This window comes from Streptomyces sp. Tu 2975, from assembly GCF_009832925.1.
Lineage (GTDB): Bacteria > Actinomycetota > Actinomycetes > Streptomycetales > Streptomycetaceae > Streptomyces.
Genome location: NZ_CP047140.1, coordinates 6,772,094 through 6,785,989 on the forward strand (window position 1 = coordinate 6,772,094; position 13,896 = coordinate 6,785,989).

Here is a 13,896-nt window from a genome sequence, read left to right on the forward strand (position 1 = left end):
ACGCCTACCAGACGTACAGCATCACCCAGCCCGCCGACGTCCTCGTCAGAGCTGCTTGCGAGCGGGTCGCCTGCCCGGCGTGGATGCACGGCTGGGAGTCCGTCATCGACGAGACGACCCCCTCGGCCGCGACCAGGCCGCCTACATCCGCCACAAGGCCGGCCGCACCTTCCGCGAGCAGCGCCGCGGTGACGGGCTCACGGTGTTCCGGTTCGAGGCCCACCAGCGGTGCTTCGCCGAGCACAAGACCCGGCCTGAGCTGTACGCGGTCCGCGACGGCGACTGGCGCGGCAACCCGACCGGCCGCGCCCGACAGCATCAGCGCCCCATCGACTGGGTCGAAGACTTCGGCGAGCACCAGCAGCGCATCGCCGACCAGCAGCAGAAGGGATGACCAGCCATGGCCAAGGAGAGCGGCATCGGATGGACCACGTGCAGCGTCGATGACGCCTCTGGGTCCCCGCAGGTAATCAAGAACGACGTCACCAACCTCCAGTTCGCCACCCCCAGGGCGGTGCAGGACGTCACCGGCATCGACAAGTCCGCGATGGAGCGCATCCTGCTCCTCGCCGACTTTTCGATCACGCTCAACGGCGTCTACAACGACGCGGCGAACATGAGCCACGCCGTGTTCAAGACTGTCCCGTCGACCAGCGTCGCGCGGACCGTGACCCTCACCGTGAGCGGTCAGACCCTCGCAAACGAGTGCCTGTTCACCGACTACCCCCTGACCCGCGCCGACTCCGGCGAGCTCACGTGGGCCGTGCCCGGCGTCCTGTCCGACGGCACCGTCCCCACCTGGTCCTGACCCACTACGAGAAGGGGGGCCCGCCATGGCCGGCTACCGCCACAAGAAGAAGCGCATCGACATCGCCTTCGAGGAGGGCCACGAATACCACGGCCTCGAGGTGTCACTCCGGGGCATGAGCCTCGGAGGCTTCCTCGAAATCCAGGGCATCGGCGAAGTCGACAAAAGCGCCCTCGCCGACCAGCTCCGGCGGTTCGCCGAATCGCTCATCGAGTGGAACCTCGAAGACGAAGAGGGCGAGCCGGTGCCCGCCACCCCGAGGCGGTCTACGCGCAGGACCAAGAGCTGATGCTGCTCCTCGCCACCCACTGGATCAACGCCTTGAAGGGCGGGCCGTCGGCCCCTTTGGAGCAGCCATCGCCCGATGGCGAGCCGTCCCTGGAGGCATCGATTCCGATGGACAACCTGTCCAGCCCCCTCGCGAGCTGATCCACGCCCGCTTCATCCTCGGCCTCTGCGACCGCTTCAAGAAGCTGCCCAGCGAGGTGCTCGCCGAGGCATCCACCCTGTACGGGCTCCTGCAAATCGAGAAGCTCGGCGCCCCAGACACCGACGTTGATGGAGGTGAGCCATGGCCGACACCGTAAGCATCGTCGTCCGCGTCCGCGACCAGACCCGCGCCGGCATCATCTCCGTCAACGACAGCCTGAACCGGCTGACCCGCAGCGCAGGCGACATGGACAAGAGCCTCGGCTCAATGACCGGATCAGCCCTCAGCCTCGCTCCTGCGCTGATCCCCATTGCCGCGGCGACGGTGCCGATCGCGGCAGGGCTGGGCGCCGCCGGCGTAGCGGTGGCCGCTTTCGGCGCGGCCCTCGGACCGCAGATCGCAGCCATGGGCGAGGCAACCGACGCGGAGAAGAAGTACCAGGACGCGGTAGACGAGCACGGCCCCACCTCGAAGGAAGCCGCACAGGCGCAGGCCGCATACGCGGAGCAGATGAAGAAGCTCCCCCCGGCCACGCAGGAGGCTGCGGCGCAGCTGTCCGTCCTCAAGGACCAATACAAGGACTGGTCCAACGTGCTCGCCGCCGACACCATGCCCGTTGTCACCAAGGGCATGGCGACGTTCGGCGCGATCTTCCCCAAGCTCACGCCCGCCGTGAAGGGCGCCAGCCGAGAGCTGGACCGGTTCGTCACGATCGCGGCGGGCGGAGTGCAGTCGGCCGCGTTCGACCGGTTCATGAAGAGCTTCGCGGAGTTCTCCACCGGCACGCTGCAGAAGGCCAACAACGGACTGATCGAGTTGGTTCGCGCCATGAACACCGGCGAGGTCGGCGGCAACCTCAGGGAGTTCATGGACTACGCCAGGGAGGCCGGCCCCCTCGTCGGAGAGACGCTCGGGAACCTGGCACAGGCCCTCACGAAGCTCCTCGTCGCCGGGTCCGAAGTCGGCGTCGGCATGCTCCAGGTCGTCAACGTCTTCGCCGACCTCGTCGCATCCCTGCCCACCGGTCTCCTCAGCACGCTGCTCCAGGTGGCCATCGCGTTCAAGGCCATCAAGATTGCCGCCGCCGGGTTCGCCGTCGTGGGCGTCGGGATCCAGGCCATCACCACCCAGATCATCGCCATGCGCACTGCGGCCGGCACCGGCGCGACCCGCGTCGGGCAACTCGCTGCGGCGTTCATGGCCTTGTCCCGGACGGCGAAGCTCGCGCTCGCCGCCACCGGTATCGGTCTCCTGGTGGTGGCGGTCACCGAGCTGATGAACGTGGGCAAGCGGGCGCCGACGGACATGGACAAGCTGACGACGTCGCTGGCCAGGGTGGGCGATTCGGGGAAGCTGTCCGGCGAGACCTTGAAGGTGGTCGGCAAGGACTTCCGCGAGTTCGACGAGGCGCTCCGCGGCCTGGCTCGCCCGGACCAGTGGGACCAGATCCAGCAAGGCTTCACGAACTTCTTCGGCCAGGACTCCACCCCGGTCAAACGCTGGAAGACCGTCATCGACGACGTCGACCAGGGCCTCGCCAACCTCGTCAAGTCCGGCAACGCCAAGCAGGCCGCCGACGCCTTCGAACTCTTCGCCGCCCGGGCGCGGGAGAAGGGCCTCAGCACAGACGAGCTGCGGACCCGGCTCGACGCCTACAAAGATTCCCTCGCGGACCTGGCGTTCGAGGAGCAGCTCGCCGCACAGGCGATGGGCCTGTTCGGCACCGAGGCTCAGGCAGTGCAGGAGAAGCTCGCCGGGCAGAAGGCCAGCGCCGACGGCCTCGCCCAGTCCATCAACGCCCTGAGCAACCAGTACCTCATTGCCCGGGGCGGGATCCGCGGCATGGAGGCCGCGATCGACGCGGCCGACGAGGCGCTGAAGGAGAACGGCCGCACCCTCGACGAGAACACCGAGAAGGGGCGCGCGAACAACCAGGCGCTGGACGACATCGCAGCAGCCACGATCAAGGCGGCAGAGTCAGCCCGCGAGAACGGCGCCTCGTGGGAAGAGGTCAACGCCATCTACGACCGCGGCCGGGCTGCACTCCTCAAGGCCGGCGGCCAGATGGAGGACACGAAGGGCAAGGCCAAGAGCCTCGCTGATCAGATCCTCCGCACCCCGGACAAGACCGCACGCCTCAAGGGCAACCTGGAAGATTTGCGGAAGAAGTTGGCTGATGCGAAGGCGCGGCTGAAGAAGGGGCCGGGTGACGCCCGGAAGGCGAAGATCAATGCCGACATCTATCAGCTCGAGCAGGCCATCGCCAAGGCCCGCCGCCAACTCGACAACCTCGACGGCAAGACCGTGCGCACGTGGATCGTCACCACCCATTTGGAAGCCCGAGCGTCGGGCTCGCACGGTACGCAGCTGGGCGGCAAAGCGTCGGGCGGCATCATCGGCGCGGCCGGCGGCGGCCCCCGGTCCCGCATGACCCTCGTCGGCGAGCAGGGCCCCGAGCTCGTGGACCTGGCACCCGGCTCGCGAGTGCGCTCCAACCCGGACAGCCGTCGAATGCTCTCCAACTCCGGCGGCGCCGACAACCGCCCGATCGTGATCCAGCTGACCATCGCAGACAAATACCTGGGGGAGGTCATCATCGACCCGCTCAGCAAGTCCATCCGCGCACGCGGCGGGAACGTGCAGGCCGTCCTCGGACAGAAGGGGGCATAGCCCGTGGCATTCCCGGAAACGATCCTGCCGATCACGGTGGAGCTCGACATCAACGGCACATGGACAAACGTGTCGTCGGACGTGTACGAGCGGGACGAGATCCGCATCCGCCGCGGCCGGTCCGCCGAGACCGAAGCCATCGTCCCGAGCGCCTGCAACTTCACGCTCAACAACGCCCACGGAAAGTACTCGCCGAAGAACCCCCGCTCCCCGTACTACGGGGCGATCGGACGGAACACCCCCGTCAGGGTAAGCGTGGATGCCGGCTCCTCGTACCTGATGCTGCCCGGCGCGAGCGGCGACTCCGCCACGACCCCGGACGCGGCAGCCCTCGACATCACCGGCGACCTCGACATCCGGGTCGACTTCACCTCCGGCGCCCTCCAGGACGTCAACGTCGTCAACGAACTCGCGGGCAAGTACTTGACCACCGGGGACCAGCGGTCCTGGTACCTGACCACGTCCAACGGTTTCATCGTCTTCCGCTGGAGCAGCACCGGCACCCTCGCCACATCCATCGACGTCACCTCCACCGAAGGTTTCCCGATTCCCCGCTCCAACAGGATCGCGCTGCGGGTGACGCACGACGTGGACAATGGAGCAGGCGGATCGACGACCACGTTCTACACCTCGGACTCCATCGACGGCACATGGATCCAGCTTGGTGACCCGGTCATCAACTCGGGCGTCACCACCGTGTTCAGCAGCACCGCCAACCTCGAGATCGGCTCCCTGGCCGCCGTCGGCGGGCAGCCCCTCGACGGGCAAGTCCACGCCTTCCAGCTGCGGAACGGCATTGCGGGGTCGGTGGTCGCGAACCCGGACTTCGCCGCGCAGGCGGCCGGGGTCACGAGCTTCGCCGACTCGGCTGGCCGCACATGGACCGTCAACGGCGGGGCGTCGATCTCCAACCGCAAGATCCGCTTCCTCGGAGAGGTCTCGTCCTGGCCCGTTCGCTGGGGGACCGGCGGCGACGACGTGTACGTCGAAGTCGAAGCCGCTGGGATCCTCCGCCGACTCGGGCAGGGCGCGGCACCGCTCAAGTCCACGCTGCGCCGCACCATCCCGAACGAGTCGACGCTGTTGGCGTACTGGCCGTTCGAGGACGAGGAAGGGTCCACCCGTGTGGCGTCCGCGATGGCGGGCGGCCCATCGCTCAACGGGCAGGGCCTCGACTTCGCCGCCGACAGCGCCCTGGCCGGCTCATCGCCGTTGGCCAAGTTCGAAAGCGACTCCGGTGCGACGCGGGCCCTGTTCTTCGGCAGCGTCCCCGACTCCGCTGTCCCCGCGCCCCAGTGGAGCGTCGAATTCGCGTTCAACGCGGACAGCCTCGAGACCGCCTACCAGGACTTCATCCGCGTCGGCACCACCGGCACAGTCGACTCCTGGACCGTCGGCATGTCATCCACCGGCTTCCGGATCCTGGGCCAATTCGACGGCGCGGCAGCCGGTCTCTACAGCGTCACCGACACATGGGCCAACATCAGCGGCACAGCCCCCGTCGGGGACTGGTACCGGTGCGAGCTCTACATCCGACAGTTCCACGCCTCGATCGAGATCTACCTGCGTTGGAAGCAAGGCGACACGGTCGTCATGGACTTCTTTACTACCCGCAGCGATTCCATCGTCGGCCGGGTCACCGGCATCGGTGCACCTGTGGGTGGCTCCCAGGCCGACATGGACGGCATCAGCATCGGCCATGTCGCCGTCTTCTCCAACACACAGACCATCTTCAACGAGGCCGACCTCGGGTTCACCGGGGAGACCGCCGGGTTCCGCATGAAGCGGCTCTGCTCCGAGGAAGAGGTCAGCTTCTTCCTGCACGGCAACACGAACCAGGAAGTGTTCGTCGGCCCGCAGCGGCCCGCCCGGTTCCTCGACCTTCTCCAGGAAGCGGCGGACGCCGACCACGGCATCCTGTACGAGGAGCGCGACCAGACCGCGCTCGCCTTCCAGGACCGGCGTCGGCTCTACAACCAGACCCCGGACCTCACCCTCGATTACGCGGGCAGCGACGGCCTGGTCGTGCCGCTCGAGCCGGTCGACGACGACCGCTACCTCCGCAACGACGTCATGGTCCAGCGCCAGGGCGGGTCCTCAGCGCGTGCCGTGCAGGAGACCGGGCCGCTGTCCGTCCAGGCACCGCCGGACGGGGTCGGCATCTACAGCGAGCAGACCACCCTCACCCTCTACAACGACGACCAGCTGCCCCAGCACGCCTCGTGGCTGCTCCACATGGGCACCTGGGACGAGACCCGCTACCCGACCGTGACGGTCCTCCTGCAGAACGCCGTCCACCTGATCGACGACGTGGCACGCGTCGACATCGGCTCACGACTCGACATCACCAACCCGCCCACTTGGCTGCCTCCGGACACCATCGAGCTGATGGCGCAGGGCTACACGGAGATCCTGCATCAGTACCGGTGGGAGCTGTCGTTCGCGACCAGCCCAGCGGGCCCGTACCGCACGGCTGTGGTCGGCGCGGCCGCGTCCCGGATCGATACGGGCGGCTCTGAACTGGCGGCCGGGGTCACGAGCAGTGCGACCGCCCTGTCGGTGACCACCACCAGCGGCCCCCTCTGGACGACGAACGGCGCGCATGTCCCGTTCGACATCACCGTCGGCGGCGAACGGATGACCGTCACCGCCATCTCCGGTGCGTCGTCCCCGCAGGCGTTCACGGTCACCCGCTCCGTCAACAGCATCACGAAATCCCACAGTGCTGGGGCTGCGGTGCAGCTCTTTGCCCCCGTCGCCATCCCCTTGTAAGGAGAGCCCGCATGACCTACGCACCGCCCGCCGCCGGAGCCCCGCTCGACGCCGCCACCCTGGAGGGGATGGTCGGCCAGTGGCAGGACTACGTCGTCGCCTGGACGTCCTCCGGTACGGCCCCCGCCCCCGGCAACGGCACGCTCACCGGCCGGTACTGCGTGATCGGCGACACCGTGCATTTCAGCATCAAGCTGACCGGCGGCACGACGACCACGTGGGGCACCGGCAACTACAACTTTTCCCTCCCGGTGACAGCCGCGGCCACCGCGGATCATGTCGGAACGGTCTTCGTCGGCGACTCGTCCGTCGGCTCGGCCGGCTACTCCACCGGCGTGGCGTTCACCGGCGGCAGCGCGACGACGGTGCAGGGCTACACCGGCAACGAGGGCGCCGCCGCTGCGATCTCCAACGCGAATCCTCAGACGCTCGCCACCGGCGACCGGATCTGGATCCACGGCACCTACGAAGCTGCGTAAGGAGGCGTCATGGCCTGGTACCTGGGGGCCACCCGGTACGAGCTGCAACCCGAGAGCGATGCGCAACCGGCCATCCGGCCGACGCAGTTCATCGTCCACTCGGTTGTCGCCCCGTGGACCGCGAAGCGGATCTACGAATACTGGCGCGACAGCACCAACCTGGAAAGCCACTTCGGCCTCGGCTACGAAGGCGATTTGGGGCAGTTCATCGGGACGGAGACCCGCGCCGACGCGAACGCGGCCGCGAACCGCCGGCCCGACGGGACCGGCGCGGTGTCCATCGAGACCGCGTCGAACCTCAAGGGCTCCGACCCGTGGACCGACGCACAGATCCGCGTCCTCATCGAACTCGGCGCCTGGCTCCACGAGCGCCACGACATCCCCCTGCGGATCTGCCGCAGCGCCTCCGACCCCGGGTTCGGATACCACCGGCTCCACTCCGCCTGGGCCGTGGCCGGGACCGCCTGCCCCGGGGACGCCCGCGTCCGCCAGTTCACCCAGGTCGTGTTCCCGGGGATCGTCGCCCGCGCGAACGGGACCACCACCACACCCACGCCTCCCGAGGAGGACGACGAGATGCCCCTGACCGCCGACGACCTGAACCGCATCGCCCGCGCGGTGGCCGGCTACCAGAACGAGAAGGTCGAACCGTCACGCGACGTCTACCAGATCCAGCGCGACGCATCGACATACGCCAAGCAGGCCGCGGAGCAGACCAAGGGCCTGTCCTCCACCGGGCTCACCGAGGCCCAGCTCGACACCCTCGCCGACAAGGTCGCGGACAAGCTCGCCGCGCGCCTCGCCGAATGATCAGGAAGGACCCCTGTCATGGCTGCACCTGTTGAGAAGAAGGTCACCGTCGCCAGCGTCGGCGCGTACCTGGGAAGCGTCGGACTCCTCGCGATCCTGACGGCGATCCAGGGAGACGCCGGCCTGGTCGCCCCGCTGCCCGACGCGCTGGAGCCGTTCGCCCTGGGGCTCGTCCCCGCCGCCCTCACGTTCGTTGGCGGCTGGTACGCCAAGCACACCCCGCGCGTCTGATCGGAGCCACCCACATGCCCACTGAGCCGACGCTCGGCGAGGTAATGCGACGTCTCGAGGACGTCCGCACCGACCTCAAGGAAGACTTCCGCGAGCTCGGCTCACGGCTCGACAGCAAAGTCTCCATGGAGCGCTACCAGCTCGAGCAGGTGGCACGCGACGAGGCGCTCCGCGTAATTGTCGAGCGGGTCAAATCCATCGAGGACGCACGGGAGCAGGAAGAGAGGGACCGCCGCGACGAGGCGCAGCGGCTGGCCGACCGGCGGGCCGCTGACCGAAGGCTCATCTTCACCGCGATCATCGCCCCCGTGCTCATGCTGCTGCTCACCGTGTACATACAGACGCAGGGAGCCGCAGCGTGAGACAACACAGGAACCTCGAGTCGCTTCGGCGACGCCGCGATCTCGTGTTCACGGCGGCCGTCGCTATCGGCCTAGCCGGGTTCGCGTTCCTCGTCATCACGATGCAGGGACTGGCGCACGACCTGCGAGCGGCGAACGAGGCGCGGGACCAGTTGGCGGCGCAGGTGCAGCAGTTGGGGGAGAAGCCCGTTGCCGGGCCGCCAGGATCCCGCGGCGAACCCGGCAAGGGAATCGTCGGACCGACCGGCCAGCCGGGCGAGACGGGGGAACCTGGACCAACGGGCCCGCCTGGACCCGTCGGACCGACCGGGCCCACAGGAACTCCCGGCGCGGACGGTGTCGGCGAGAGCGGGGCACCCGGCCAGGACGGTACCGCCGGTGAACCTGGACCGCCCGGACCGCAAGGCGAACCCGGCCCCGCCGGACCCGCCGGACCGCAAGGTGAGCAAGGTCCCGCAGGAGAAGACGGGACCGACGGCCGCGACGGCCAGACCTGCCCCGCCGGATACAGCCTGCAGCCCGCGAAGGACGACCCGGACGCGCTCGTCTGCCGGCGCAACGGAGCGACCGCGCCGGATGAGCAGCCGGACGTGCCCGCCCCCTTGGCGCTCGACCCGCAGCGCCGCCAGTACCCGTAAGGGTCACTGTTCCGTCACACGGCTATCGCACCGTCTTCACAGGCCCGATGATGCACTCCATCATCCGCACGTCCTTGGGGGGACTATGCGCACCCGCACCACTATTCCGGCCATGCTGCTGGCCGCTGCTCTCGTCGGCTGCTCCGGTGGCGGGGGAGATGGCAAGCCGCCGCAGCCGACGGTCACCGTCACGAAGTCGCCGTCGCTGTCTGCCGAGGAGGCCCGAGCGGCGTGCGTGGACGCGTGGGCTGCCACCATCGGCGCTCGGCCGGACGACTTCAATGCGGAGACGGACAGCGATCCGGAGCCGGACGCGTGCAAGGGGCTGCCGGAGGACGAGTGGACGGACAGGTACATGGAAGGGCTGATGAAGTCCAACCAGGAAAACCTCGACGAGATGAAGGACTGTCTCGACGACCCGACGTGCACACGCTTCCCGGTGGACGGAAGCTGACCTCAACTCACAGGCCCTCACCGCTACGGCGGTGGGGGCCTTTCCGTTGTGCCCCATCCGGGCGTATCACTCGGGATACACTCTTCATATCCCGACCGACAAAAGGGTAGTGACGAGGCATCAAGGAGACCAGTGGACCAAGCCGTAGAAACCGTCAGTCGCGTACCCGCCGAGATCCGCAACTCTTGGGCCACCCGCCACGGAACCGAGGCAGCCGAACGACTCGCCGCCGCTGAAGACTTCGCCGACGCCATCAAGCAGGCCACCGTCCCACCCAACACCACCGACACCTACACCAAGGGCTGGAAGGTCTGGCAACGCTTCTGCGCGGAGAACGGTCTCCCGGAACTCGAAGGCTCCCGCGGCGCGCTCGTCGCCTACGTCGCCTGGCTCCTCGACCGTGGCCGCGCCACACCCGGACGAGACGGCACTCGCGGCTACGCCCCCACCTCCGCCCACTCCCACCTCACCGCCACGATCGTCGGCCTCCGCGAACGGGGCCACCCCGCCACCAAGGACGCTCACTCAGAAGCTCGCGCCCGCCTCGAAGCCATCGCCACCCAACTGGCCAAGCAGGGCGAACGCCGAGGCCGCGGCAAAGCACCGGCCGCCGACCTCGGCAACCTCCACCGCATCGCCGCCGCATGCGACGACACCCCCACCGGCCGCCGCGACCTCGCCCTCGTGCTCATCGGCTTCCACTTCGCCTCCCGCGCATCCGAGATCTCCGGCCTCCTCCTCGCCGACATCACCGTCCACGCCCGCGGCATCAAGGTCGCCGTCGTCACCGGCAAGACGAAGCGCTCCGTCCGCACCGTCGCCATCCCCTATAACAACGACGAGCCGGAGATCTGCGCGGCCCGCGCCTGGCAGCGCTGGCTCGACGCCTACGGCCGCACCAACCAGACCGCCCCGGCGTTCCCACGCATCGACCGGTGGGGCCACATCGGCGGCGCCATGGCACCCGACTCCGTCACCACCGCCGTCGCCCGCGTCGCCCAGCGATCCGGCGTACCCATCCGCTGGACCGGCCACAGCCTCCGCTCCGGCCTCGCCACCGAAGGCCGCAAGAACGGCAAGGACCCCGTCAACATCGCACGGCAGGGCGGCTGGGCACCGGGCAGCAAGGCCATGCTCGGCTACATGCAGCTCGCCGACGAATGGGACGACAACGCCGCCGCCGGCCTCCGCCGCACCGAGCACTGAAGGAGACGGATCCGCTGGTCGCTGCTTGCACTTCCGGACGGGCAGACGTACACACGCTCCCGCTCGGATCGCCGACCCGAAGGAGCGGGCATGCAGTGCAGGTACGACGTCGACGACGGATGCCAGAACGAGGCGGTGAAGGGCAGCACCTACTGTGCCCTTCACCCGCTGGATGACTACGACTTCCTCATGCGGGCAATCACGGAGCAGGTGTGCCCGTGGTGCGGGTGCCCCATCCCTGAGCCGCCATTTGAGCACGACTGCCCGCAGAGCTAACCGGACGCTCCGCCCTCGGGAAGGGCGTTCTGCTGTTTCCCCCCTTGTGTTGGTGCTGGTCGCTACCGTCTGAGCATGGTGAGGACTATGGAACGCCCGCTGGTCGAGCCGTCTGTCGCGCGTGCCGCCGTCGATGCAACAAGGGACGACCCGCTGCTCTATGCCGGCGTATCACTGATGCTGCTGGCTGGGCTGAGGCCGTCGGAGATGACGGGTCTGCTGGTGCGGGACTGGTCACCGGGCGATGATCCGCAGTTGACTGTTGGCGGGGTGCGCCGGCCTCGCACGATCTGGGTCGCCCAGTCGGCGGCTGACCGCATCGAGGCCTACCTGGGCGACGAGGAGACGGCTCCGGAGGAGCCGCTGCTCCTAGGGCTGAAGGCGCAGGGCATCTCGCACATGGTGCATCACGTGTTCCAGCACCGGATGCGGCGAGCGCAGCTGGGTGTAGACGTGCACGACCTTCGCCGGGCGGCGATCGCCACGGTGCTGGAAGACGGTGCACCAATGCAGCACGTAGAGGCGTACTTCGGCATCTCGAAGACGGAACCGGTCGGGAAGCAGCTGGTACCGCTCCGGGACGGCTATGACCGCGGTATTGCAGCGGTGCTCGAGGAGACGTTCGCCGGACGGTTGTGAAGCAACGTGCCTTGGAAGCCTGCTGTCAGCGCCTCGTGCCACACTGGCGTTAGCAGCTGAACCGGACCGCTGTCCGGTGTAGGCCGCTTCCGCGGTGGTGCTGCGTCCAGGGGACGTCGCCGGATCGGCCGCCTAGCCTTACGCCCCCTCTTCGGAGGGGGCGTTCGTGCGTTTCTGGCCAGCGTCTTCCCAGCCAGCTAGTTCGGGGTGCATGCTGTGCGGACCTCGCCCGCGAGTGCTACGTCCGGGCGGGGCCGCGCCCCTCCCGGCTCCCCACGGGAGGGCAGGCGCATGCTCAGGCCGCGTCCCATTGGTGTGCCGGTCTACGCTCGACATCGTGACCGTCGACGACATTCCCGAGCCCACCCCGGCACGCCCCTGGTCGCCCGACGACGGCGCCCGGCCCGAGGTGAGGACGTGGCCCACCGGGAACCGGCCCGCGCTCCGCGTATGGAGTGGTGGCAAGTGGCGCTACGCACCCGTCAAGGCCCGGCAGGACTGGGCCGACGGTCGCGTCGTCTACCAGGTCGAGGTCGACCTGCGAGGCGACACCCATGTCACGACCGTGCTCTACGAGTGGCCGCAGCCCGGCCTCCGCGTCGCCCACCCGCCCCGAGACGCCTGACCCTGTCAGCCCCGCCTGCGATCCTGGGGTCATGCCCGAGCCCGACCCGCCGCGGTTCCATCTGCTCCTCGCCATCCACGGCCGGCCCACGATGCACGGCTGGTGGGCAGACCAGGCCACCGCCGACCGCAAGTTCAGCAGCTGGATCGGCGACTACGGCAGCACCGACGGGGCCCGCATCACCCTCACCGACGAGACCGACGGGCAGCAACTGGCCGCCTGGCCGTAGCCCCCGGACTGTCAGCGGCGAGCGCGAGAGTTACGTCGTCCGTCCTCAGTGAGAGCAGGACGACCGAGGAGGATCCGAGATGAACACAGAGGAGACGGCGTACCAGCGGCTCCAGCGAGTAGCAGCCAAGGCCAGCCGCGATGCTGGGCTGCTCGCTCTACAAACAGTCCGTGCCATCCACTGGGAGTGCGCCGCCCTGGACGAGGAGCTGGCCGGGAAGGACACGGCCGAAACGGAGGCGGCACGCGACGTAATGCGCCGGATCCGCGTACACCTGGCCAAGTGTGTCGACCAGCCGCAGTAGCCCCGGGACTGTCAGTGGCGCCTGAGACACTGAGGTATCGATCCCACCGAGCAAGTCGGGATTGCTCCTGGCCCCGCCGCCCTCCCTTGATGCAGGAGGCGGCGGGGCTTGCTGCTGCCACGGGTTCGGGCGTGGCGTCGCTGCGCACGGCACAAAGACGCACACCTCCAGGGGTAGCGCCCCGGTCACTCCATGCACAAGATTGGCCCTGCAACTGTTGCTCAGAGCAAGAGTGGGTACACGGGTAGTGGTGAGCTCAGCCGATGAGGTCTCGCGGCTGGACGCGGAGGTGGCTGGCGATGATCAGAAGTTGGCTGACCTTAATGTCGGCCCCGCCTTCGATGCGCTGGATCGTCGACCGGTCGATCCCCGTCTCGTGGGCGAGGGCCTCCTGCGTGAGGTCGGCGTAGAGGCGGGCGTCACGGATGCGTAGGCCGATCTGCCGCCGGGCATCGAGGATCCACTGGGGCTGATCGGCGGGCACCTTTGAACGCTCGCCCGTCCTTGATCATCCGTCAGCAGCAAAAGTGAAGCATTCTTTGATCATGAACGTCGCGTGCGAACATGAGTTCGAGCCGGTACCGCCTCAAGTCTTCCGTCATATGACGGAAGCAGATTCAATGAGTAGCGGGCCGGTCACCAGACCGACCGGGCTGAGCGCCGGCCCGAGTCGCCGATGGCCGCCCGCCTGTCGCGCACCCCTTTAGCGGCGGGCGGGCGGTCCCCTCTTCTGTCCCGACGGAGGGCGAGGAAACTCATCCCTTCGACGGGCGCGGCCAGCCGTGCCGAAGGCGCGAGGCGGCCGTTGAACAAGTTGGCCAGGGTGGGGCACCAGTCCGCCCCTCCAGGTGGCAGCCCCACCCTGGTCCAACCCTCCACTGGGAGACTGGGAGAAAAGTGGGAGACGATCACCTCGATTGGGCTCGAAACGCCTCTAGATCACTCCAGAAACCTCTAGCCCAA

The 13,896-nt window shown here is 68.4% G+C and carries 18 protein-coding genes; 17 read left to right on the forward strand and 1 reads right to left on the reverse strand.

The genetic code is table 11. From position 1 onward, the window contains the following. The first annotated feature begins 79 nt into the window (after positions 1 to 79). From GLX30_RS30310 to GLX30_RS30390, 17 genes are all read left to right on the forward strand, one after another. Entirely contained in the window at positions 80 to 394 is a 315-nt protein-coding gene (locus GLX30_RS30310; RefSeq protein ID WP_159694148.1) for a hypothetical protein, read from the forward strand. Between the two features lie 6 nt (positions 395 to 400). Next, a complete protein-coding gene (locus GLX30_RS35565) occupies positions 401 to 808 on the forward strand; it encodes a hypothetical protein (RefSeq protein WP_244258323.1) in 408 nt (135 codons plus the stop codon). Between the two features lie 25 nt (positions 809 to 833). Then, positions 834 to 1,097: a hypothetical protein gene (locus GLX30_RS30320; RefSeq protein WP_159694149.1), complete on the forward strand. Its 264-nt coding sequence runs from the start codon at positions 834 to 836 to the stop codon at positions 1,095 to 1,097. Beyond that, complete coding sequence (locus tag GLX30_RS30325) at positions 1,097 to 1,237, forward strand: hypothetical protein (RefSeq protein WP_159694150.1); 141 nt, start codon at positions 1,097 to 1,099, stop codon at positions 1,235 to 1,237. The genes GLX30_RS30320 and GLX30_RS30325 overlap by 1 nt, the downstream gene beginning before the upstream one ends. A gap of 142 nt (positions 1,238 to 1,379) precedes the next feature. Further along, a complete protein-coding gene (locus GLX30_RS30330) occupies positions 1,380 to 3,908 on the forward strand; it encodes a hypothetical protein (protein WP_159694151.1) in 2,529 nt (842 codons plus the stop codon). Between the two features lie 3 nt (positions 3,909 to 3,911). After that, positions 3,912 to 6,680, forward strand: coding sequence for a hypothetical protein (locus GLX30_RS30335; protein ID WP_159694152.1), 2,769 nt, complete (start codon positions 3,912 to 3,914; stop codon positions 6,678 to 6,680). 11 nt (positions 6,681 to 6,691) lie between these two features. Beyond that, a complete protein-coding gene (locus tag GLX30_RS30340; protein WP_159694153.1) occupies positions 6,692 to 7,159 on the forward strand; it encodes a hypothetical protein in 468 nt (155 codons plus the stop codon). 9 nt (positions 7,160 to 7,168) lie between these two features. Then, entirely contained in the window at positions 7,169 to 7,969 is an 801-nt protein-coding gene (locus tag GLX30_RS30345) for an N-acetylmuramoyl-L-alanine amidase (protein WP_159694154.1), read from the forward strand. Positions 7,970 to 7,987: 18 nt separating this feature from the next. After that, the gene (locus GLX30_RS30350) at positions 7,988 to 8,200 is read left to right on the forward strand and encodes a holin (protein WP_159694155.1); all 213 of its coding nucleotides are present in this window, start codon (positions 7,988 to 7,990) and stop codon (positions 8,198 to 8,200) included. A 14-nt stretch (positions 8,201 to 8,214) separates the two neighbouring features. Continuing rightward, entirely contained in the window at positions 8,215 to 8,562 is a 348-nt protein-coding gene (locus tag GLX30_RS30355) for a hypothetical protein (RefSeq protein ID WP_159694156.1), read from the forward strand. After that, the gene (locus GLX30_RS30360) at positions 8,559 to 9,200 is read left to right on the forward strand and encodes a collagen-like protein (protein WP_244258324.1); all 642 of its coding nucleotides are present in this window, start codon (positions 8,559 to 8,561) and stop codon (positions 9,198 to 9,200) included. The genes GLX30_RS30355 and GLX30_RS30360 overlap by 4 nt, the downstream gene beginning before the upstream one ends. Before the next feature lie 112 nt (positions 9,201 to 9,312). Further along, the gene (locus GLX30_RS30365) at positions 9,313 to 9,654 is read left to right on the forward strand and encodes a hypothetical protein (RefSeq protein WP_159694157.1); all 342 of its coding nucleotides are present in this window, start codon (positions 9,313 to 9,315) and stop codon (positions 9,652 to 9,654) included. A 132-nt stretch (positions 9,655 to 9,786) separates the two neighbouring features. Beyond that, complete coding sequence (locus GLX30_RS30370) at positions 9,787 to 10,860, forward strand: tyrosine-type recombinase/integrase (protein ID WP_244258325.1); 1,074 nt, start codon at positions 9,787 to 9,789, stop codon at positions 10,858 to 10,860. Between the two features lie 363 nt (positions 10,861 to 11,223). Next, positions 11,224 to 11,775 (forward strand): site-specific integrase, encoded by a 552-nt coding sequence (locus GLX30_RS30375; RefSeq protein ID WP_159694158.1) that lies wholly within the window; start codon positions 11,224 to 11,226, stop codon positions 11,773 to 11,775. 337 nt (positions 11,776 to 12,112) lie between these two features. Beyond that, entirely contained in the window at positions 12,113 to 12,400 is a 288-nt protein-coding gene (locus tag GLX30_RS30380; RefSeq protein ID WP_159694159.1) for a hypothetical protein, read from the forward strand. Between the two features lie 31 nt (positions 12,401 to 12,431). After that, the gene (locus GLX30_RS30385) at positions 12,432 to 12,629 is read left to right on the forward strand and encodes a hypothetical protein (protein ID WP_159694160.1); all 198 of its coding nucleotides are present in this window, start codon (positions 12,432 to 12,434) and stop codon (positions 12,627 to 12,629) included. Between the two features lie 79 nt (positions 12,630 to 12,708). Continuing rightward, entirely contained in the window at positions 12,709 to 12,933 is a 225-nt protein-coding gene (locus GLX30_RS30390) for a hypothetical protein (RefSeq protein ID WP_159694161.1), read from the forward strand. A 256-nt stretch (positions 12,934 to 13,189) separates the two neighbouring features. Here the strand turns inward: GLX30_RS30390 and GLX30_RS30395 are convergent, their stop codons facing one another. Then, complete coding sequence (locus tag GLX30_RS30395) at positions 13,190 to 13,417, reverse strand: helix-turn-helix transcriptional regulator (RefSeq protein ID WP_159694162.1); 228 nt, start codon at positions 13,415 to 13,417, stop codon at positions 13,190 to 13,192. Between the last annotated feature and the right edge of the window lie 479 nt (positions 13,418 to 13,896).

Coding starts and splice junctions, on each gene's coding strand:
- GLX30_RS35565 (WP_244258323.1), top strand. CDS start 401: ATGGCCAAGGAGAGCGGCATCGGATGGACCACGTGCAGCGTCGATGAC.
- GLX30_RS30320 (WP_159694149.1), top strand. CDS start 834: ATGGCCGGCTACCGCCACAAGAAGAAGCGCATCGACATCGCCTTCGAG.
- GLX30_RS30325 (WP_159694150.1), top strand. CDS start 1,097: ATGCTGCTCCTCGCCACCCACTGGATCAACGCCTTGAAGGGCGGGCCG.
- GLX30_RS30330 (WP_159694151.1), top strand. CDS start 1,380: ATGGCCGACACCGTAAGCATCGTCGTCCGCGTCCGCGACCAGACCCGC.
- GLX30_RS30340 (WP_159694153.1), top strand. CDS start 6,692: ATGACCTACGCACCGCCCGCCGCCGGAGCCCCGCTCGACGCCGCCACC.
- GLX30_RS30345 (WP_159694154.1), top strand. CDS start 7,169: ATGGCCTGGTACCTGGGGGCCACCCGGTACGAGCTGCAACCCGAGAGC.
- GLX30_RS30350 (WP_159694155.1), top strand. CDS start 7,988: ATGGCTGCACCTGTTGAGAAGAAGGTCACCGTCGCCAGCGTCGGCGCG.
- GLX30_RS30355 (WP_159694156.1), top strand. CDS start 8,215: ATGCCCACTGAGCCGACGCTCGGCGAGGTAATGCGACGTCTCGAGGAC.
- GLX30_RS30365 (WP_159694157.1), top strand. CDS start 9,313: ATGCTGCTGGCCGCTGCTCTCGTCGGCTGCTCCGGTGGCGGGGGAGAT.
- GLX30_RS30375 (WP_159694158.1), top strand. CDS start 11,224: ATGGAACGCCCGCTGGTCGAGCCGTCTGTCGCGCGTGCCGCCGTCGAT.
- GLX30_RS30385 (WP_159694160.1), top strand. CDS start 12,432: ATGCCCGAGCCCGACCCGCCGCGGTTCCATCTGCTCCTCGCCATCCAC.
- GLX30_RS30390 (WP_159694161.1), top strand. CDS start 12,709: ATGAACACAGAGGAGACGGCGTACCAGCGGCTCCAGCGAGTAGCAGCC.